General features: G+C 52.9%; 13 protein-coding genes, 4 tRNA genes, 3 rRNA genes and 1 riboswitch. Of the genes, 16 read left to right on the forward strand and 4 right to left on the reverse strand.

Annotated elements, in window-relative coordinates; translation table 11 throughout:
- Positions 1–174 precede the first annotated feature (174 nt).
- Positions 175–1,326 carry an acetylornithine deacetylase gene (argE, locus tag IP582_RS00640; protein ID WP_193794816.1) on the reverse strand — a complete coding sequence of 384 codons (1,152 nt, stop codon included), beginning with the start codon at positions 1,324–1,326 and terminating at the stop codon, positions 175–177.
- Between the two features lie 172 nt (positions 1,327–1,498).
- Here argE and argC point away from each other — a divergent pair, with 172 nt between their 5' ends.
- The 5 genes from argC to oxyR all read left to right on the forward strand — a co-directional run bounded on the left by argC (position 1,499) and on the right by oxyR (position 6,402).
- Positions 1,499–2,503: an N-acetyl-gamma-glutamyl-phosphate reductase gene (argC, locus tag IP582_RS00645; RefSeq protein ID WP_039077274.1), complete on the forward strand. Its 1,005-nt coding sequence runs from the start codon at positions 1,499–1,501 to the stop codon at positions 2,501–2,503.
- 15 nt (positions 2,504–2,518) lie between these two features.
- Complete coding sequence (argB, locus tag IP582_RS00650; RefSeq protein WP_103245116.1) at positions 2,519–3,295, forward strand: acetylglutamate kinase; 777 nt, start codon at positions 2,519–2,521, stop codon at positions 3,293–3,295.
- A gap of 75 nt (positions 3,296–3,370) precedes the next feature.
- Positions 3,371–4,744 (forward strand): argininosuccinate lyase, encoded by a 1,374-nt coding sequence (argH, locus tag IP582_RS00655; RefSeq protein ID WP_039077272.1) that lies wholly within the window; start codon positions 3,371–3,373, stop codon positions 4,742–4,744.
- A 138-nt stretch (positions 4,745–4,882) separates the two neighbouring features.
- A complete protein-coding gene (locus IP582_RS00660) occupies positions 4,883–5,107 on the forward strand; it encodes a hypothetical protein (protein WP_193794817.1) in 225 nt (74 codons plus the stop codon).
- A 377-nt stretch (positions 5,108–5,484) separates the two neighbouring features.
- Positions 5,485–6,402, forward strand: a complete 918-nt coding sequence (oxyR, locus tag IP582_RS00665; protein WP_039077271.1) for a DNA-binding transcriptional regulator OxyR — start codon at positions 5,485–5,487, stop codon at positions 6,400–6,402.
- Here oxyR and sthA read toward each other — a convergent pair.
- Entirely contained in the window at positions 6,385–7,785 is a 1,401-nt protein-coding gene (gene sthA, locus IP582_RS00670; protein ID WP_039077270.1) for a Si-specific NAD(P)(+) transhydrogenase, read from the reverse strand. The genes oxyR and sthA overlap by 18 nt on opposite strands.
- Before the next feature lie 196 nt (positions 7,786–7,981).
- Here sthA and fabR point away from each other — a divergent pair, with 196 nt between their 5' ends.
- Together fabR and IP582_RS00680 are read left to right on the forward strand one after the other, a co-directional pair.
- On the forward strand, positions 7,982–8,620 hold the full coding sequence (gene fabR, locus IP582_RS00675) for an HTH-type transcriptional repressor FabR (protein ID WP_039077269.1): 639 nt from the start codon (positions 7,982–7,984) through the stop codon (positions 8,618–8,620).
- Positions 8,621–8,630: 10 nt separating this feature from the next.
- Complete coding sequence (locus tag IP582_RS00680; RefSeq protein WP_039077268.1) at positions 8,631–8,984, forward strand: YijD family membrane protein; 354 nt, start codon at positions 8,631–8,633, stop codon at positions 8,982–8,984.
- A 48-nt stretch (positions 8,985–9,032) separates the two neighbouring features.
- Here the strand turns inward: IP582_RS00680 and trmA are convergent, their stop codons facing one another.
- Positions 9,033–10,133, reverse strand: a complete 1,101-nt coding sequence (trmA, locus tag IP582_RS00685; protein WP_193794818.1) for a tRNA (uridine(54)-C5)-methyltransferase TrmA — start codon at positions 10,131–10,133, stop codon at positions 9,033–9,035.
- Between the two features lie 118 nt (positions 10,134–10,251).
- Positions 10,252–10,432, forward strand: a riboswitch (cobalamin riboswitch).
- Positions 10,433–10,497: 65 nt separating this feature from the next.
- Here trmA and btuB point away from each other — a divergent pair.
- The 9 genes from btuB to IP582_RS00730 all read left to right on the forward strand — a co-directional run bounded on the left by btuB (position 10,498) and on the right by IP582_RS00730 (position 19,019).
- A complete protein-coding gene (gene btuB, locus IP582_RS00690) occupies positions 10,498–12,354 on the forward strand; it encodes a TonB-dependent vitamin B12 receptor BtuB (protein WP_193794819.1) in 1,857 nt (618 codons plus the stop codon).
- The gene (murI, locus tag IP582_RS00695) at positions 12,299–13,150 is read left to right on the forward strand and encodes a glutamate racemase (protein WP_193794820.1); all 852 of its coding nucleotides are present in this window, start codon (positions 12,299–12,301) and stop codon (positions 13,148–13,150) included. The genes btuB and murI overlap by 56 nt, the downstream gene beginning before the upstream one ends.
- Positions 13,151–13,543: 393 nt before the next feature.
- Positions 13,544–15,084: ribosomal RNA gene (locus IP582_RS00700) — 16S ribosomal RNA — on the forward strand.
- 70 nt (positions 15,085–15,154) lie between these two features.
- Positions 15,155–15,231 (forward strand) — tRNA-Ile (locus IP582_RS00705).
- 108 nt (positions 15,232–15,339) lie between these two features.
- Positions 15,340–15,415 (forward strand) — tRNA-Ala (locus IP582_RS00710).
- Between the two features lie 175 nt (positions 15,416–15,590).
- A 23S ribosomal RNA gene (locus tag IP582_RS00715) occupies positions 15,591–18,492 on the forward strand.
- Between the two features lie 195 nt (positions 18,493–18,687).
- Positions 18,688–18,803 (forward strand): 5S ribosomal RNA (rrf, locus tag IP582_RS00720).
- The 16S, 23S and 5S rRNA genes sit together here with 4 tRNA genes alongside, the layout of an rRNA operon.
- A gap of 55 nt (positions 18,804–18,858) precedes the next feature.
- A tRNA-Asp gene (locus tag IP582_RS00725) sits at positions 18,859–18,935 on the forward strand.
- A gap of 8 nt (positions 18,936–18,943) precedes the next feature.
- Positions 18,944–19,019: transfer RNA gene (locus tag IP582_RS00730), tRNA-Trp, on the forward strand.
- A 93-nt stretch (positions 19,020–19,112) separates the two neighbouring features.
- Here the strand turns inward: IP582_RS00730 and hdfR are convergent.
- Complete coding sequence (hdfR, locus tag IP582_RS00735) at positions 19,113–19,964, reverse strand: HTH-type transcriptional regulator HdfR (RefSeq protein WP_370551808.1); 852 nt, start codon at positions 19,962–19,964, stop codon at positions 19,113–19,115.
- Positions 19,965–19,971: the final 7 nt, after the last annotated feature.

Consider the following 19,971-nt stretch of genomic DNA (forward strand, 5'->3'; position numbering starts at 1 on the left):
AAAACCCACGACGTCAATTGCGGCGAAATCGGTTCAGCAAACGAATAAATGGCGTGAATTTACGAAATTTAATTCGCTTCCCGGCTAATAAGCGTTGCTTATGGAATTGTGAACAACGTCACTCTATTTTATCCTCACTCCGAATGTGGTTAATCGGAGTGAGGTGGTGACAAATCAATGCCAGCAGAAGTGATGAACCACCTGTGTGATTAACTCACGGGTGGGTTTAATAAAGCGGGTCTCAAGATATTCATCGGGCTGATGAGCCTGATTGATTGATCCTGGCCCCAACACCAACGTCGGGCACAGCGTCTGGATAAACGGCGCTTCGGTGCAGTAGTTCACCACTTCTGTTTCTACACCCAACAGTTTTTCGACCACATCGACCAGTCGATGGTCCTGCGGGCATTCGTAACCCGGGATCGGCGGATGAAGTTCAGAAACCGTCAGGCGACCTGGCCAGCGGCTGCTTACTGGTTCGAGCGCGTCATTGAGCAGGCCGTTCAGATCGTCGAGAGTCATACCCGGAAGCGGGCGGATGTCCATATGCAATTCACAGCAGGCGCAAATACGGTTGGAGGCGTCACCGCCGTGGATGCTGCCTAGGTTCAGTGTTGGATAGGGCACGGTGAACGCATCGTAGTGGAAACGCTCTTTCAAATTGTCGCGCAGTTGCAGAATATGGCCGATGGCATCATGCATCAATTCAATGGCGTTCACCCCGCGTGCGGGATCGCTTGAGTGGCCCGATTGCCCCAGTACGCGAATGGCGCTGGAGATATGGCCTTTATGCGCGCGGACTGGTTGCAGAGAGGTCGGCTCGCCGATGATGGCGCAATCCGGCCGCAACTGTGTATTTTCGGCAAAGTAACGCGCGCCTGCCATGCTGGTCTCTTCATCGGCAGTCGCCAGAATGTAGAGCGGCTTTTTCAGTTTCGTCACATCAACATCACGCAGCGCATCAAGAATGAAGGCGAAGAAGCCTTTCATGTCGGCAGTACCCAGGCCGTAGAGCTTATTATCATGCTCGGTCAGGGTGAACGGATCGCGCGTCCAGCGACCATCATCAAAGGGAACGGTATCGGTATGGCCGGTCAACAGAAGGCCGCCAGCACCCTCACCGATGCTGGCTAATAGATTAAACTTGTTGCGTGTGCCGGGGACGGGTTGCACTTCAACCTTGAACCCGAGGTCGCCAAACCATCCAGCAAGCAGATTGATTAAAGAAGCATTGCTTTGATCAAGGGCTTCTTCCGTTGCGCTGATAGACGGAGTGCCAATCAGGGCGCGGTAAATCTCGATAAATGGTGGCAAATTCATTTTCATTGTTGACATACCTGAGTTCGTGATAGTATCAATATTCATGCATTAATAGTGAATAAAAATACATTAATGCTGAGCGTAAAGGAACCCATCCGGCGCCTTTACAGCGCGACGTGGGATTGATGCCGAATCACTCCCTGGCAAACATGACGTACTAAGAAGGTAGACTGCCCCGATGTTGAACACATTAATTGTGGGTGCCAGCGGTTACGCCGGCGCAGAGCTAGTGACCTATGTAAATCGCCATCCTCATATGAACATAACCGCTTTGACGGTTTCAGCGCAAAGTAATGATGCAGGAAAATTGGTCTCTGATTTACATCCGCAGTTGAAAGGCATTGTCGACCTGCCGTTGCAGCCGATGTCGGATATCAGTGAGTTCACACAAGGTGTGGATGTCGTGTTTCTGGCGACGGCGCATGAAGTGAGCCACGACCTGGCGCCGCAATTCCTTGCAGCGGGCTGCGTGGTTTTCGACCTGTCTGGTGCGTTTCGTGTTAACGATCCCGCGTTCTATGAAAAATTCTATGGCTTCACCCATCAGCATCCGGACCTGCTCGCGCAGGCAGTGTATGGCCTGGCGGAGTGGAGTGCGGATGCGCTGAAAGAGGCGAATCTGATAGCCGTGCCGGGCTGCTACCCAACGGCAGCGCAACTCTCCCTTAAACCGCTGATTGATGCGGGTGTGCTGGATCTCAACCAGTGGCCGGTAATTAATGCGACCAGCGGCGTGAGTGGCGCAGGGCGTAAAGCTGCTATCTCGAACAGTTTCTGTGAAGTCAGCCTGCAGCCGTATGGCGTGTTTAATCATCGCCATCACCCGGAAATCACTACCCATCTGGGCGCTGAGGTTATTTTTACCCCGCATCTGGGCAATTTCCCGCGCGGCATTCTGGAAACCATTACCTGCCGTCTGAACCCTGGCGTAACACAGGCGCAGATCGCGGAGATTTTCCAACAGGCCTATGGCGATAAACCGCTGGTGCGCCTGTACGATAAAGGCGTTCCGGCGCTGAAAAATGTGGTTGGCCTGCCGTTCTGCGATATTGGTTTTGCCGTGAAGGACCAACACCTGATTGTCGTGGCCACCGAAGATAATTTATTAAAAGGCGCAGCTGCGCAAGCAGTGCAGTGTGCCAATATTCGTTTCGGCTACGCTGAAACCCAGTCTCTTATCTAATTGAGTGCAGGCCTGATGATGAATCCATTAATTATTAAACTCGGCGGCGTACTGCTGGATAGTGAAGAAGCGCTGGAGCGTCTGTTTACCGCGCTGGTGAATTACCGCGAGTCGCACCAGCGCCCGCTGGTGATTGTCCACGGCGGCGGCTGTGTGGTGGATGAGCTGATGAAACAGCTCAACTTGCCTGTGAAAAAGAAAAATGGTCTGCGCGTGACCCCGGCCGATCAAATCGACATTATCACCGGCGCACTGGCGGGGACGGCGAACAAAACCTTGCTGGCCTGGGCGAAGAAACATCAGATTGCCTCTGTCGGCCTGTATCTTGGCGACGGTGACAGCGTGAAAGTGACGAAACTGGATGAAGAACTGGGCCATGTCGGCCTGGCGCAACCGGGTTCACCGAAACTGATCAACACGCTGCTGGAGGGTGGTTTCCTGCCGGTGATCAGCTCTATCGGCGTGACGGATGAAGGCGAACTGATGAACGTCAACGCAGATCAGGCGGCGACGGCACTGGCGTCAACGCTGGGCGCAGACCTGATTCTGCTCTCTGATGTGAGCGGTATTCTGGATGGTAAAGGCCAGCGTATTGCCGAGATGACGGCGGCGAAAGCGGAGCAGTTAATCGCCCAGGGCATCATCACCGATGGCATGATTGTGAAAGTGAATGCGGCGCTGGATGCTGCGCGTACGCTGAATCGCCCGGTGGATATCGCCTCCTGGCGGCATGCGGATCAGCTACCGGCGCTGTTTAACGGTACACCGATCGGCACACGTATTCTGGCTTAAAATTTTCCCTGAACCCTCTCCTGAGTGGAGAGGGTGAGAGACAGGCAACACTAAACGAATTTAAGGAAGCATGTTATGGCACTTTGGGGTGGGCGTTTTACTCAGGCAGCAGATCAACGGTTCAAACAGTTCAACGACTCTTTGCGCTTTGACTATCGCCTGGCGGAGCAGGATATCGTTGGCTCTGTGGCCTGGTCCAAAGCGTTGGTCACCGTGGGTGTATTAACCAACGATGAGCAGCGACAGCTGGAAGAGGCGCTGAATATCCTGCTCGAAGAAGTGCGCGCGAATCCGCAGCAGATCCTCGAAAGTGATGCCGAAGATATCCATAGCTGGGTGGAAGGTAAACTGATCGATAAAGTCGGCCAGTTGGGTAAAAAGCTGCACACCGGGCGTAGCCGTAACGATCAGGTCGCGACCGACCTCAAACTGTGGTGCAAAGACACGGTGGCTGAGCTGCTGACCGCAAATCGTCAGTTGCAGAGCGCACTGGTTGAAACCGCGGAAAATAACCAGGATGCAGTCATGCCGGGTTATACCCACCTGCAACGTGCGCAGCCGGTCACTTTTGCCCACTGGTGCCTGGCTTATGTAGAAATGCTGGCGCGTGATGAAAGCCGCCTGCAGGATACGCTTAAGCGCCTCGATGTGAGTCCGCTGGGCTGCGGCGCGCTCGCAGGTACCGCTTATGAAATCGATCGTGAGCAGTTGGCAGGCTGGCTGGGCTTTGCGTCCGCGACCCGCAACAGCCTGGACACCGTTTCTGACCGTGACCACGTGCTGGAACTGCTCTCTGACGCCTCTATTGGTATGGTCCATCTCTCCCGTTTCGCCGAAGACCTGATTTTCTTCAACACCGGTGAAGCCGGGTTTGTTGAACTGTCCGATCGCGTTACTTCCGGCTCTTCTCTGATGCCGCAGAAGAAAAACCCGGATGCGCTGGAGCTGATCCGCGGTAAATGTGGTCGTGTGCAGGGTGCGTTGACCGGCATGATGATGACCCTGAAAGGTCTGCCGCTGGCCTATAACAAAGATATGCAGGAAGACAAAGAAGGGCTGTTCGATGCGCTCGATACCTGGCTTGACTGTCTGCACATGGCGGCGCTGGTGCTGGATGGCATCCAGGTGAAACGTCCGCGTTGCCAGGAGGCGGCACAGCAGGGTTATGCGAACGCGACTGAGCTGGCAGATTATCTGGTTGCCAAAGGCGTGCCATTCCGTGAGGCGCACCATATTGTTGGCGAAGCGGTTGTGGAAGCTATCGGTCAGGGCAAACCGCTGGAAGAGCTGGCGCTGGCGGATTTGCAGAAGTTTAGCGCGGTGATTGCCGATGATGTCTATCCGATTTTGTCGCTGCAATCTTGCCTGGACAAACGCGCCGCAAAAGGCGGCGTGTCACCGAAACAGGTCGCTCAGGCTATTGCGGATGCGAAAAATCGGTTGGTTTGATTTGTGCGGGCTGTTGCCCTCACCCCGGCCCTCTCCCGGAGGGCTGAGGAATCCCTGGTAATCTTACGTTTTACAGCGATAATGCCGCGTAATAAGAATAAAACAGTGACAGCGATGACAGGGTCCGGCTGAAAATCGATGAGGCGTTGGCGGCTGACCGGGGCCGCCCGCAGGGAAGCGGGCGGAGGGGATAGCCTGCAAGGACGCAGGCTGGTCCCCGACCCGAAAGTCAGCCGACATAAGCATCATGGACCGCGCCAGCGGCGATTTTCCTGGCCGGGAGCCCGGGTCGCCAGGGTGGTGGCGGTGAGCCACCCTGGCACGTTCACGGGTTCTGTCGCGACAGAAAAGCAAGGAACATAAGGTGAACGGAATGACCATCAGAGCCGCATTTTCCCCTCACCCTGGCCCTCTCCCACGGGGAGAGGGGACCGTTCGTGCTCGCATTTTTGTGGGGATTCCTCAGTCCACAGGGAGAGGGAGCAAACATTAAAAATGGCAACTTCGGTTGTCATTTTGCTTTTATCCCGGGCTTTTTTACGCAAAAAAAAGCGGACCACGGGGTCCGCAAATGTTCACGTTGGCTTTAGTTGTTCAGAGAGAACGTTGCAGTGGCATCAAGGGTAATGTCTCCCGCTACGTTTCTTGAGTTAATTATTGAACAGAATGCTTGATAGGGATAATCGTTCGTTGCTATTCTATCTATCGCCATTAACTATCGTGGCGACGGAGGATGAATAATGAATATTCGTGATCTTGAATATCTGGTGGCGTTAGCCGAACACCGCCATTTTCGCCGCGCAGCGGATTCCTGCCACGTCAGCCAGCCAACACTGAGCGGGCAAATTCGTAAACTGGAAGACGAGCTTGGCGTTATGCTGCTGGAGCGTACCAGCCGCAAAGTCTTGTTCACTCAGGCCGGTTTGCTGCTGGTGGATCAGGCACGTACCGTGCTGCGTGAGGTCAAAGTGCTCAAGGAGATGGCAAGCCAGCAGGGGGAGACGATGTCCGGCCCGCTGCATATTGGCTTAATCCCTACCGTTGGACCCTATCTGCTTCCGCATATTATCCCTATGCTGCATCAGACATTCCCGAAACTGGAAATGTATCTGCATGAGGCGCAGACGCATCAGCTTCTGGCGCAACTGGACAGCGGCAAGCTCGATTGTGCAATCCTGGCGTTGGTGAAAGAGAGTGAAGCCTTTATTGAGGTGCCGCTTTTCGACGAGCCCATGATGCTGGCGATTTATCAGGACCACCCATGGGCGAATCGCGACCGCGTCCCGATGTCCGATCTGGCGGGTGAAAAGCTGCTGATGCTGGAAGATGGACACTGCCTGCGCGATCAGGCGATGGGCTTCTGCTTTGAAGCGGGGGCAGATGAAGACACTCACTTCCGGGCGACCAGTCTGGAGACACTGCGTAATATGGTGGCTGCGGGCAGCGGTATTACGTTGCTACCCGCGCTGGCGGTACCGCGTGAGCGTGTGCGGGATGGTGTGGTGTATCTGCCCTGTATTAAACCGGAGCCGCGTCGTACTATTGGTCTGGTCTATCGTCCGGGTTCACCGCTGCGTAGCCGCTACGAGCAGCTGGCAGAGGCCATCCGTGGTGCGATGGATGGCCATTTCGACAGTGCGTTAAAACAGGCGGTTTAAGCCATTTAGCGCAGCTACCCGATAGGCTTCCGCCATGGTCGGGTAGTTAAAGGTGGTATTAACAAAGTATTCGATCGTGTTACCGCCACCTTTCTGCTCCATAATCGCCTGCCCGATATGAATGATTTCGGCCGCGCGTTCCCCAAAGCAGTGAATCCCTAAAATCTCTTTGGTTTCGCGATGGAACAGGATTTTCAGCGTGCCAACGTTCATACCCACAATCTGCGCGCGCGCCAGATGCTTAAACTGTGCCCGGCCCACTTCATAAGGTACTTTCATTGCCGTTAGCTGCTGCTCGGTTTTGCCCACAGAGCTAATTTCCGGAATGGTGTAAATGCCGGTTGGAATGTCTTCAACCAGGTGCGCTGTCGCTTCGCCTTTCACCATCGCTTGTGCGGCAATACGCCCCTGATCATACGCTGCTGAGGCAAGGCTTGGATAACCGATCACATCCCCCACCGCATAAATATGCGGCAACGCTGTCTGGTACATACTGTTGACTTTCAACTGCCCACGACCATCAGCATCCAGACCAATATTTTCCAGTTGTAAACTGTCGGTGTTACCGGTGCGTCCGTTCGCGTAGAGCAGGCAGTCTGCTTTCACTTTTTTGCCAGATTTCAGGTGCATAATCACACCATCATCCATTCCCTCGATCTGCTCGTACTCTTCGTTATGACGGATAACGACGCCACTGTTCCAGAAGTGGTAGGAAAGGGAGTCCGACATTTCCTGATCGAGGAAAGCCAGCAGGCGATCGCGGGTGTTGATCAGATCGACTTTGACATTCATTCCCCGGAAGATCGAAGCATATTCGCAGCCGATCACCCCCGCACCGTAGATAATTACGTGGCGAGGTTCATGGTGCATATTCAGAATCGAGTCGCTGTCGTAAATGCGCGGATGAGAGAAGTCCACATCGGCCGGGCGATAGGGGCGGGAGCCACAGGCTATCACGAACTTCTCGGCGGTGAGGGTTTCTACTGAGCCGTCCGGACACTCCAGCGAAACTGTGTGTGGGTCAATAAAATGGGCGTTACCCTGCAAGATCTCGCAGCGATTACGCTCATAAAAGCCTTGCCTCATCTGCGTTTGTTGGTTAATCACGCTATCCGCATGGTTGAGAATATCGGCGAAAGAGGAACGAAGAAGGCGGGTGTGGTCGCTATATAAAGGGTTTTGGTTAAATTCGATAATACGGCTGACCGCGTGGCGAAGGGCTTTCGAGGGGATGGTTCCCCAGTGGGTACATCCTCCGCCCACGTTGTGATAGCGTTCAATCACCGCTATCCGGGCACCTTGTTTAACCAGCCCCATAGCAGCGCCTTCGCCGCCGGGACCGGAGCCTATAACTATTGCGTCGTAATCGTAGGAATGTGGCATGGGAGGGCTTACCTGTTCTTATACATAAAAACAACATAATAGTAACATCGTTAGCGGCATAACCCAATTATCGTTGTGCTTTTTTCATGCAGCAAAGCAGAAAGAGCTCGTAAACAATCATTCACAATCCAGTACAATCCGATTAGTTTTATTCTCTGGTATAGTGCCAGCAGGTCTGCGGAGGGATTCAAGCATCGTGATGGGCGTTAGAGCGCAACAAAAAGAAAAAACCCGGCGTTCGCTGGTGGAGGCGGCATTTAGCCAGCTTAGCGCTGAGCGTAGTTTTGCCAGCCTGAGTTTGCGCGAAGTTGCGCGTGAAGCGGGCATCGCCCCGACGTCCTTTTATCGCCATTTCCGCGATGTGGATGAGCTTGGCCTGACTATGGTCGATGAGAGCGGCTTAATGCTGCGCCAGTTGATGCGTCAGGCGCGACAGCGTATCGCAAAAGGCGGCAGCGTTATTCGAACGTCCGTTTCGACCTTTATGGAATTTATCGGCAACAATCCGAACGCATTTCGTCTGCTGCTACGTGAACGTTCCGGCACCTCAGCGGCATTCCGCGCTGCGGTAGCACGTGAAATCCAGCACTTTATTGCGGAACTTGCCGATTATCTTGAACTCGAAAACCATATGCCGCGTGCGTTCACCGAAGCGCAGGCCGAGGCAATGGTCACTATTGTTTTCAGCGCGGGTGCCGAAGCTCTGGATATCGGCGTTGAGCAACGCAGGCAATTAGAAGAGCGACTGGTATTGCAACTGAGGATGATCTCCAAAGGTGCGTATTACTGGTATCGCCGTGAACAAGAAAAAATGGCGCATCAAACCGACGAGTGAAGGATAAGTAATGAAACAATCTGTCCAGGATAAAGGTACGTTGTTGCTGGCACTGATCGCTGGCTTATCGATTAACGGCGCATTTGCAGCGATTTTCAGCTCGATCGTGCCTTTCTCCGTTTTTCCGATTATCTCACTGGTGCTCACGGTGTATTGCCTGCATCAGCGTTATCAAAACCGAACCATGCCGGTCGGGTTGCCGGGTCTGGCAGCGGCTTGCTTTATTCTGGGCGTGTTACTTTACAGCACCGTGGTACGAGCGGAATATCCGGCTATCGGCTCTAATTTCCTGCCTGCGGTATTGTCCGTGATCCTGGTTTTCTGGATTGGTTATCGTATGCGTAACCGTAAGTCGGAACTGTAATCCAAATAAATAAAGCGCATCCGGCCCTTGAGCTGATGCGCTTTTTTTTTACTTCGCCGTGAGCAATACGCCGCACTCCATATGGTGCGTGTAAGGGAACTGATCGAACAGCGCAAGGCGTTCAACGCGGTGCGTCTGGCTCAGAGTTTCCAGGTTCTTACACAGCGTCTGCGGATTACAGGAGATATAAAGAATGCGCGGATAGGCCTGCACCATTTTTTCTGTCCCGGCATCCAGTCCGCTACGCGGCGGATCGACAAAAATCGTCTCGCACTGATAGCCTTTCAAATCGATACCCTGCAAGCGGTTGAAGTCACGTACACCGTTCATCGCCTGGGTAAACTCTTCTGCCGACATACGAATGATTTGCACGTTATCGATATGATTCGCTGCGATATTGTATTGCGCGGCCGCAACCGAAGGCTTGGCGATTTCTGTGGCCAGAACGCGGTCAAAATTACGTGCAAGTGCCAGGGAGAAATTGCCGTTGCCGCAGTAGAGCTCCAGCAGATCGCCTGTTGAATCTTTCGTCGCGCCCAGCGCCCACTCCAGCATCTGAATATTCATCGCCGCGTTAGGTTGTGTGAAGCTGTTTTCAACCTGGCGATAAATCATCTCTTTCCCGGCGACCGGCAGACGTTCGTCGATATAGTCCTGATCCAACTCGATTTTAGTTTTGGTGGCGCGCCCGATAAGGTGCACATTCAGGTTTTTAGCACGTAAAGCATCACGCAGACGCTTAGCCTCTTCACGCCATTCGTCATCCAGCTTTTTGTGATACAGCAGGGAGACAACGGCCTGATTGCTCATGGTGGTCAGGTAATCAATCTGGAATAGCTTGTGGCGCAGCACCTTATTGCCGCGCAGGCCTTCCATCAGCTCTTTCATTAACTGATTGATAAGCTCGCTTGCCGCCGGGAAGCTATCGACACGGATTCGGCTTTTCGTCTGTTGATCAAAGATAATGTGGTAGAGATCGTCACCGTCGTGCCAGATACGGAATTCGGCGCGCATGCGGTAATGGCTGACCGGTGAGCGGAACACCTCCGGAACGGGCGCGGAAAAAGGCGTCATCATGGCTTGCAGACGTACGACTTTCTCAGCCAACTGGGCTTCGTACTGTTCTGTTGGCAGGTGTTCGGGTGTCATTGTGTTTCCTGAATGATTAAGAATAACGCGGGGATTGTAGGGATTGCTCAGGGGATGTCCAGTCCCGGATGTTTTTTCACTTCCCGGCATAGCAGTCTGGACATCTATATGTTTCTGAATGTAGCATCCTTGTTCCGGTCCTGTGAGTTAAAAGGGAATCCAGTGTAAATCTGGAGCTGACGCGCAGCGGTAAGGATGTGTGGGATGATAGCGAAAGCAGACACTGCATATATATGTGGGAAGTCATCATCTTGTTGTACCTCCTAGCCCGAAGACCTGCCGGAATTACGTCGCATTTGGTGCCATCATCGCGAGCTATTGATGACACCTGCGGCATCCTTATTATTTTGTGGATGCTCTCACAATGATTAAAAAAGCTTCGCTGCTGACGGCTCTCTCCGTCACAGCTTTTTCCGGCTGGGCGCAGGATGGCAACCCGGACACTCTGGTGGTAACAGCAAACCGTTTTCAACAACCGGTGAATACCGTACTGGCACCCGCCGATGTGGTGACGCGTGAAGATATTCAACGCTGGCAGTCAAAAGACCTTAACGATGTGATGCGTCGTCTGCCGGGGGTGGACATTGCCCAGTACGGTGGAATAGGGCAGAGCTCCTCACTTTTTGTTCGCGGTACCGAAGCGCGTCATGTACTGGTGCTGATTGACGGTGTACCGATGGCGCGTGCCGGTATTGGCAATGCGATCGATATTGGTCAGATCCCGGTCTCGCTGGTACAACGTATTGAATACATCCGTGGGCCACGCTCTGCGGTTTATGGATCCGGTGCTATCGGCGGCGTGGTTAACATCATTACGATGAGTGATGATGAGCGCGCGCAGATTAACGCAGGGATGGGGACCAACGGTTACCAGAACTATGACGGCGCGATAAATCAACGCGTTGGCGATACGATGGTCACTGCTGCTGGTGCGTATCAAACGACCAAAGGTTTTAACGTTCAGCCGGACTCAACCTACGCGGATGACAGCGATCGCGACGGTTATCGCAATAAACTGTTCTGGGGCGGTGTTCAGCATAAATTTAACGATAGCGTCTCAGGTTTCTTCCGCGGCTATGGCTATACTGCGAACAGCGATTACGATCAGGGCGGGTATGGTTATGCCGGCGGTAACGACGAAGCCCAGAACTACAATCAGTCGTGGGATACCGGGCTGCGCTATAACTCGGGTATTTACTCTTCTCAACTGCTCGCAAACTATCAACATCTTAAAAGCTACAACTACAGCGATGAGCTGGGACGTTATGCCGGTGATGCGACGCTGGATAATATGGAACAGCGTTACATTCAATGGGGTAACAACGTTGAGGTGGGGCATGGCGCGGTAAGCGGCGGGGTTGACTGGAAACAGGAAAAGCTGACCTCAAGCAGTACCACGTTGTCGGATTCCTACAAGCGTGACACCACCGGGCTTTATCTGACGGGACAACAGCAGCTCGATAGCGTGACCCTGGAAGCATCTGGCCGTGAAGATCACGATGAGCAGTTCGGCTGGCACGGTACCTGGCAGACGGCGGCGGGCTGGGAGTTTGTTGAAGGATATCGGGCAACGCTTTCCTACGGCACCGGATTCCTTGCGCCATCGCTCGGCCAACAATATGGCGCGACCCGTTTTGCCTCCTCTTACGGGCCAGGTATTGCTGCTAACCCGGATCTGCAACCGGAAGAGTCTAAACAGTGGGAAGCAGGTATTGAGGGTTTGACGGGGCCACTGGACTGGCGTCTGTCGGCGTACCATTATGAAATTCAAAACCTCATCGACTACAGCAATAATCAGTATATCAACGTCAAGTCCGCCACCATTAAAGGGCTGGAGTGGACCAGCAACCTCAGTACCGGCCCGGTGGACCATCATCTGACGCTTCAGTATGTTGCCCCACGTGATGACCAAACGGATAAAGTTCTGTATCGCCGCGCTAAGCAGCAGGTGAAATACGAACTGACAGGACAGGTCTTCGATCTCGGCTGGAACGTGATGTATCAGTATATCGGACAGCGCTACGATAATGATTACGACAACAACCGTGATGTAAAACTTGGCGGCGTGAGCCTGTGGGACATTGGATTGTCATATCCGATGACCTCACATCTGACAGTTCGTGGTAAAATAGCTAACCTGTTCGATAAAGATTACGAGACAGCTTATGGCTACCAAACTGCAGGACGAGAATACACCTTGTCTGGCAGCTACACTTTCTAAACTGCGGCCCACCGTGCTGGTGTTTGATTCTGGCGTAGGTGGGTTATCTGTTTATGATGAGGTCCGGCATCTCCTGCCGGACCTGCATTACATTTACGCGTTCGATAATGTCGCCTTTCCTTATGGTGAAAAGAGCGAAGAGTTCATTGTCGAACGTGTTGTCGAAATCGTCACTGCCGTTCAGGCTCAATATCCCCTGGCGCTTGCCGTCATTGCCTGTAATACCGCCAGCACCGTTTCTTTACCTGCGCTACGTGAGAAATTCGCTTTCCCGGTTGTTGGGGTGGTTCCCGCGATCAAACCCGCTGCACGCTTAACGGCGAGTGGTGTGGTGGGATTACTGGCCACACGTGCAACCGTAAAGCGTCCTTATACCCACGAACTCATTAAGCGCTTCGCTAACGAATGCAAAATTGAATTGCTGGGTTCAGCGGAGATGGTTGAGCTTGCGGAAGCGAAGTTGCACGGTAAGCCCGTTCCGTTGGATGAACTCAAACGCATTTTACGCCCGTGGCTGCGGATGCCTGAGCCGCCGGATACCGTGGTGCTTGGATGTACGCATTTCCCTCTATTGCAGCATGAGCTGTTGCAGGTGCTTCCGGAGGGAACGCGGCTGGTGGATTCGGGTGCGGCTATAGCGCGTCGTACGGCCTGGTTGCTTGAGCATGAGGCGCCTGATGCTAAATCAGCAGATGCAAATCTGGCGTATTGCATGGCTGTCACACCAGAAACTGTTCTTTTATTGCCCGTTTTACAGCGCTATGGCTTCGGAACGCTCGAAAAACTCGCGCTTTAATGGCCTTTTGAGCAAAAAAGAGACGGTTGAAAAGTTTTTTAAAATTAGGGCTTGTCAGTTCCTGAGAACTCCCTATAATGCGCCTCCACTGACACGGAACAACTGCAAACAAGCCGCCGGGTCAGCGGGGTTCTCAGGCGAATGCCGGTGAGAATTCCGCAGAGAAAAGTGAAAATAAACACTTGACTCTGCAGCGGGAAAGCGTAATATGCACACCCCGCGCCGCAGCGAAAAACGAAGCGGCACTGCTCTTTAACAATTTATCAGACAATCTGTGTGGGCACTCAAAGTGACATGGATTCTTAACGTCCTCGGACGATAAATGAATACCAAGTCTCACAGAGTGAACACGTAATTCATTACGAAGTTTAATTCTACGAGCATCAAACTTTTAAATTGAAGAGTTTGATCATGGCTCAGATTGAACGCTGGCGGCAGGCCTAACACATGCAAGTCGAACGGTAGCACAGAGAGCTTGCTCTCGGGTGACGAGTGGCGGACGGGTGAGTAATGTCTGGGAAACTGCCCGATGGAGGGGGGATAACTACTGGAAACGGTAGCTAATACCGCATAATGTCGCAAGACCAAAGAGGGGGACCTTCGGGCCTCTTGCCATCGGATGTGCCCAGATGGGATTAGCTTGTTGGTGAGGTAATGGCTCACCAAGGCGACGATCCCTAGCTGGTCTGAGAGGATGACCAGCCACACTGGAACTGAGACACGGTCCAGACTCCTACGGGAGGCAGCAGTGGGGAATATTGCACAATGGGCGCAAGCCTGATGCAGCCATGCCGCGTGTATGAAGAAGGCCTTCGGGTTGTAAAGTACTTTCAGCGGGGAGGAAGGCGTTGTGGTTAATAACCACAGCGATTGACGTTACCCGCAGAAGAAGCACCGGCTAACTCCGTGCCAGCAGCCGCGGTAATACGGAGGGTGCAAGCGTTAATCGGAATTACTGGGCGTAAAGCGCACGCAGGCGGTTTGTCAAGTCGGATGTGAAATCCCCGGGCTCAACCTGGGAACTGCATTCGAAACTGGCAGGCTTGAGTCTTGTAGAGGGGGGTAGAATTCCAGGTGTAGCGGTGAAATGCGTAGAGATCTGGAGGAATACCGGTGGCGAAGGCGGCCCCCTGGACAAAGACTGACGCTCAGGTGCGAAAGCGTGGGGAGCAAACAGGATTAGATACCCTGGTAGTCCACGCCGTAAACGATGTCGACTTGGAGGTTGTGCCCTTGAGGCGTGGCTTCCGGAGCTAACGCGTTAAGTCGACCGCCTGGGGAGTACGGCCGCAAGGTTAAAACTCAAATGAATTGACGGGGGCCCGCACAAGCGGTGGAGCATGTGGTTTAATTCGATGCAACGCGAAGAACCTTACCTGGTCTTGACATCCACGGAATTTGGCAGAGATGCCTTAGTGCCTTCGGGAACCGTGAGACAGGTGCTGCATGGCTGTCGTCAGCTCGTGTTGTGAAATGTTGGGTTAAGTCCCGCAACGAGCGCAACCCTTATCCTTTGTTGCCAGCGGTCCGGCCGGGAACTCAAAGGAGACTGCCAGTGATAAACTGGAGGAAGGTGGGGATGACGTCAAGTCATCATGGCCCTTACGACCAGGGCTACACACGTGCTACAATGGCATATACAAAGAGAAGCGACCTCGCGAGAGCAAGCGGACCTCATAAAGTATGTCGTAGTCCGGATTGGAGTCTGCAACTCGACTCCATGAAGTCGGAATCGCTAGTAATCGTGGATCAGAATGCCACGGTGAATACGTTCCCGGGCCTTGTACACACCGCCCGTCACACCATGGGAGTGGGTTGCAAAAGAAGTAGGTAGCTTAACCTTCGGGAGGGCGCTTACCACTTTGTGATTCATGACTGGGGTGAAGTCGTAACAAGGTAACCGTAGGGGAACCTGCGGTTGGATCACCTCCTTACCTTAAAGAACCTGCCTTTGTAGTGTCCACACAGATTGTCTGATGAAATAGAGCAGTAAAAAATCTCTGCAGGCTTGTAGCTCAGGTGGTTAGAGCGCACCCCTGATAAGGGTGAGGTCGGTGGTTCAAGTCCACTCAGGCCTACCAAATTCCTGCTGATGCTGCGTTGCGGCGACACTCACATACTTCAAGTATGCTTCGTGTCACCACGCCTTGCCTCAACAGTAATTAAGGTTGGTGAGATTTAACTACGATGGGGCTATAGCTCAGCTGGGAGAGCGCCTGCTTTGCACGCAGGAGGTCTGCGGTTCGATCCCGCATAGCTCCACCATCTTTTACTGCGAACACAAGAAAACTTCAGAGTGAACCTGAAAAGGTGCACTGCGAAGTTTTGCTCTTTAAAAATCTGGATCAAGCTGAAAATTGAAACGACACACGAAAGTGTGTTCGAGTCTCTCAAATTTTCGCGACACGATGATGTTTTACGAAACATCTTCGGGTTGTGAGGTTAAGCGACTAAGCGTACACGGTGGATGCCCTGGCAGTCAGAGGCGATGAAGGACGTGCTAATCTGCGAAAAGCGCCGGCGAGGTGATATGAACCTTTGACCCGGCGATGTCCGAATGGGGAAACCCAGTGCAATTCGTTGCACTATCGTTTGATGAATACATAGTCAAACGAGGCGAACCGGGGGAACTGAAACATCTAAGTACCCCGAGGAAAAGAAATCAACCGAGATTCCCCCAGTAGCGGCGAGCGAACGGGGAGCAGCCCAGAGCCTGAATCAGCTTGTGTGTTAGTGGAACGGTCTGGAAAGTCCGGCGATACAGGGTGACAGCCCCGTACACGAAAGCACACAGGCTGTGAGCTCGATGAGTAGGGCGGGACACGTGGTATCCTGTCTGAATATGGGGGGACCATCCTCCAAGGCTAAATACTCCTGACTGACCGATAGTGAACCAGTACCGTGAGGGAAAGGCGAAAAGAACCCCGGCGAGGGGAGTGAAAAAGAACCTGAAACCGTGTACGTACAAGCAGTGGGAGCACCTTCGTGGTGTGACTGCGTACCTTTTGTATAATGGGTCAGCGACTTATATTCTGTAGCAAGGTTAACCGAATAGGGGAGCCGAAGGGAAACCGAGTCTTAACTGGGCGTTAAGTTGCAGGGTATAGACCCGAAACCCGGTGATCTAGCCATGGGCAGGTTGAAGGTTGGGTAACACTAACTGGAGGACCGAACCGACTAATGTTGAAAAATTAGCGGATGACTTGTGGCTGGGGGTGAAAGGCCAATCAAACCGGGAGATAGCTGGTTCTCCCCGAAAGCTATTTAGGTAGCGCCTCGTGAACTCATCTCCGGGGGTAGAGCACTGTTTCGGCTAGGGGGCCATCCCGGCTTACCAACCCGATGCAAACTACGAATACCGGAGAATGTTATCACGGGAGACACACGGCGGGTGCTAACGTCCGTCGTGAAGAGGGAAACAACCCAGACCGCCAGCTAAGGTCCCAAAGTCATGGTTAAGTGGGAAACGATGTGGGAAGGCACAGACAGCCAGGATGTTGGCTTAGAAGCAGCCATCATTTAAAGAAAGCGTAATAGCTCACTGGTCGAGTCGGCCTGCGCGGAAGATGTAACGGGGCTAAACCATGCACCGAAGCTGCGGCAGCGACACTATGTGTTGTTGGGTAGGGGAGCGTTCTGTAAGCCTGCGAAGGTGTGCTGTGAGGCATGCTGGAGGTATCAGAAGTGCGAATGCTGACATAAGTAACGATAAAGCGGGTGAAAAGCCCGCTCGCCGGAAGACCAAGGGTTCCTGTCCAACGTTAATCGGGGCAGGGTGAGTCGACCCCTAAGGCGAGGCCGAAAGGCGTAGTCGATGGGAAACAGGTTAATATTCCTGTACTTGGTGTTACTGCGAAGGGGGGACGGAGAAGGCTATGTTAGCCGGGCGACGGTTGTCCCGGTTTAAGCATGTAGGCTGGTTATCCAGGCAAATCCGGATAACCAAGGCTGAGGTGTGATGACGAGTCACTACGGTGATGAAGTAACAAATGCCCTGCTTCCAGGAAAAGCCTCTAAGCATCAGGTAACATCAAATCGTACCCCAAACCGACACAGGTGGTCAGGTAGAGAATACCAAGGCGCTTGAGAGAACTCGGGTGAAGGAACTAGGCAAAATGGTGCCGTAACTTCGGGAGAAGGCACGCTGATATGTAGGTGAAGCCCCTGCGGGTGGAGCTGAAATCAGTCGAAGATACCAGCTGGCTGCAACTGTTTATTAAAAACACAGCACTGTGCAAACACGAAAGTGGACGTATACGGTGTGACGCCTGCCCGGTGCCGGAAGGTTAATTGATGGGGTTATCCGTAAGGAGAAGCTCTTGATCGAAGCCCCGGTAAACGGCGGCCGTAACTATAACGGTCCTAAGGTAGCGAAATTCCTTGTCGGGTAAGTTCCGACCTGCACGAATGGCGTAATGATGGCCAGGCTGTCTCCACCCGAGACTCAGTGAAATTGAACTCGCTGTGAAGATGCAGTGTACCCGCGGCAAGACGGAAAGACCCCGTGAACCTTTACTATAGCTTGACACTGAACATTGAGCCTTGATGTGTAGGATAGGTGGGAGGCTTTGAAGTGTGGACGCCAGTCTGCATGGAGCCAACCTTGAAATACCACCCTTTAATGTTTGATGTTCTAACGTGGACCCGTGATCCGGGTTGCGGACAGTGTCTGGTGGGTAGTTTGACTGGGGCGGTCTCCTCCCAAAGAGTAACGGAGGAGCACGAAGGTTGGCTAATCCTGGTCGGACATCAGGAGGTTAGTGCAATGGCATAAGCCAGCTTGACTGCGAGCGTGACGGCGCGAGCAGGTGCGAAAGCAGGTCATAGTGATCCGGTGGTTCTGAATGGAAGGGCCATCGCTCAACGGATAAAAGGTACTCCGGGGATAACAGGCTGATACCGCCCAAGAGTTCATATCGACGGCGGTGTTTGGCACCTCGATGTCGGCTCATCACATCCTGGGGCTGAAGTAGGTCCCAAGGGTATGGCTGTTCGCCATTTAAAGTGGTACGCGAGCTGGGTTTAGAACGTCGTGAGACAGTTCGGTCCCTATCTGCCGTGGGCGCTGGAAGATTGAGGGGGGCTGCTCCTAGTACGAGAGGACCGGAGTGGACGCATCACTGGTGTTCGGGTTGTCATGCCAATGGCACTGCCCGGTAGCTACATGCGGAAGAGATAAGTGCTGAAAGCATCTAAGCACGAAACTTGCCCCGAGATGAGTCTTCCCTTGGACTTTAAGTCCACTAAAGGAACGTTGAAGACGACGACGTTGATAGGCCGGGTGTGTAAGCGCAGCGATGCGTTGAGCTAACCGGTACTAATGAACCGTGAGGCTTAACCTTACAACGCCGAAGATGTTTTGGCGGATTTGAGAAGAGAAGATTTTCAGCTTAGATTCAGAGTCCGAAGGATTTTGCGCTGAGACAGGGCGGCAAACGCAGCGACGGAAGGAGCATACATGAGTATGTGACTGACGTTCGCAAGAGCAGCCAACGCAGTATGAGCGCAAAAGACACAGGACGAGCACAAAGAATTTGCCTGGCGGCTTTAGCGCGGTGGTCCCACCTGACCCCATGCCGAACTCAGAAGTGAAACGCCGTAGCGCCGATGGTAGTGTGGGGTCTCCCCATGTGAGAGTAGGGAACTGCCAGGCATCAAATTAAGAAGTAAGCCGGTGCATTAATCCGGTGGTTAAAGCAGTATTCGGTGGAGCGGTAGTTCAGTCGGTTAGAATACCTGCCTGTCACGCAGGGGGTCGCGGGTTCGAGTCCCGTCCGTTCCGCCACCCTATTTAGGGGCGTAGTTCAATTGGTAGAGCACCGGTCTCCAAAACCGGGTGTTGGGAGTTCGAGTCTCTCCGCCCCTGCCAGAAAAAGAAAAAATCCTTTGCTTAGGCAAAGGATTTTTTTTGCTTTTTTTCTGACAAAGCAATCCAAACGCATCCATAGCGGATGCGTTGACTTTACTCAATTACCTGTATTTTCAATAGCTCGCGGATCTGGTTTTGCTTATCGCTATTCTGTAACCAGATAGCGTAAAGCGGTCGGGATAACGTCGTGCTATCTGCCACAACATGCAGGCCATCCCTTTGCTGCGCCCAGGATACGGGTAACCACGCGCATCCATTTAATAGTGTCAGTTGCTGATGAGCGACCTCAGCAGAACTGGTGGTTAGCGTTGGTACATCGTCGCTGCCAATCAATTCCGACTCATGTTGCTGAAAATCCGGCCCCCATTCCAGGCGTAAATAATTTAGCTGTGACTTCGTTTTTTCGGGCGTCGAGCAATAGAGGCCAAGCGTAAAATGACCTAACAACTGGCTGCTAAATTCGTCCATTTTAGGCGTTTCTGTTGTGATCAGGAGATCAAGCTGACGCTCATGTAACTGTTTGACCAGCGATTGTCGCTGTGCAATTCGTGCTTCAAATTGCAGACTTTCCTCGAGCTGATACAACCTCCCAAGCCAGTCGCTAAGCATGCATTCCCATAGCGATGCACTTGCGCCGATAGAAAATTGATTGTGCCGCGATGTATGAGCTACTTCTTTGCGTGCCGCCTGCCAGGTATTCATCAGCGTTTCGGCATAGGGGAGGAGTTTTTCTCCGGCCGCTGTCAGGCGGATATTGTTGCGATGGCGAGTGAAAAGGTTCACGCCAAGCTGGTTTTCTAACTGACGAATACGAAAGCTCACCGCTGACTGGGTTAAATAGAGTGCTTCAGCTGCGCGCCCAAAGTGGCGAGTTCGGCTGACTTCCAGGAAAGTTTTTAGCAATTCCGTATCCACAGGTTTCTCCGCAAAATTATTTGTCGTAATGATTTAA

Origin of the sequence: Citrobacter sp. BDA59-3 (assembly GCF_015167655.1) — a bacterium.
Taxonomy (GTDB): Bacteria; Pseudomonadota; Gammaproteobacteria; order Enterobacterales; family Enterobacteriaceae; genus Phytobacter; species Phytobacter diazotrophicus.

Excerpts from the sequence above, each read along its gene's own strand:
- murI (WP_193794820.1), top strand. The coding sequence starts at position 12,299 with ATGGCTACCAAACTGCAGGACGAGAATACACCTTGTCTGGCAGCTACA.
- argE (WP_193794816.1), bottom strand. The coding sequence starts at position 1,326 with ATGAAAATGAATTTGCCACCATTTATCGAGATTTACCGCGCCCTGATT.
- trmA (WP_193794818.1), bottom strand. The coding sequence starts at position 10,133 with ATGACACCCGAACACCTGCCAACAGAACAGTACGAAGCCCAGTTGGCT.
- IP582_RS00660 (WP_193794817.1), top strand. The coding sequence starts at position 4,883 with ATGAGGCGTTGGCGGCTGACCGGGGCCGCCCGCAGGGAAGCGGGCGGA.
- btuB (WP_193794819.1), top strand. The coding sequence starts at position 10,498 with ATGATTAAAAAAGCTTCGCTGCTGACGGCTCTCTCCGTCACAGCTTTT.
- IP582_RS00680 (WP_039077268.1), top strand. The coding sequence starts at position 8,631 with ATGAAACAATCTGTCCAGGATAAAGGTACGTTGTTGCTGGCACTGATC.
- sthA (WP_039077270.1), bottom strand. The coding sequence starts at position 7,785 with ATGCCACATTCCTACGATTACGACGCAATAGTTATAGGCTCCGGTCCC.
- argB (WP_103245116.1), top strand. The coding sequence starts at position 2,519 with ATGATGAATCCATTAATTATTAAACTCGGCGGCGTACTGCTGGATAGT.
- argC (WP_039077274.1), top strand. The coding sequence starts at position 1,499 with ATGTTGAACACATTAATTGTGGGTGCCAGCGGTTACGCCGGCGCAGAG.
- oxyR (WP_039077271.1), top strand. The coding sequence starts at position 5,485 with ATGAATATTCGTGATCTTGAATATCTGGTGGCGTTAGCCGAACACCGC.
- argH (WP_039077272.1), top strand. The coding sequence starts at position 3,371 with ATGGCACTTTGGGGTGGGCGTTTTACTCAGGCAGCAGATCAACGGTTC.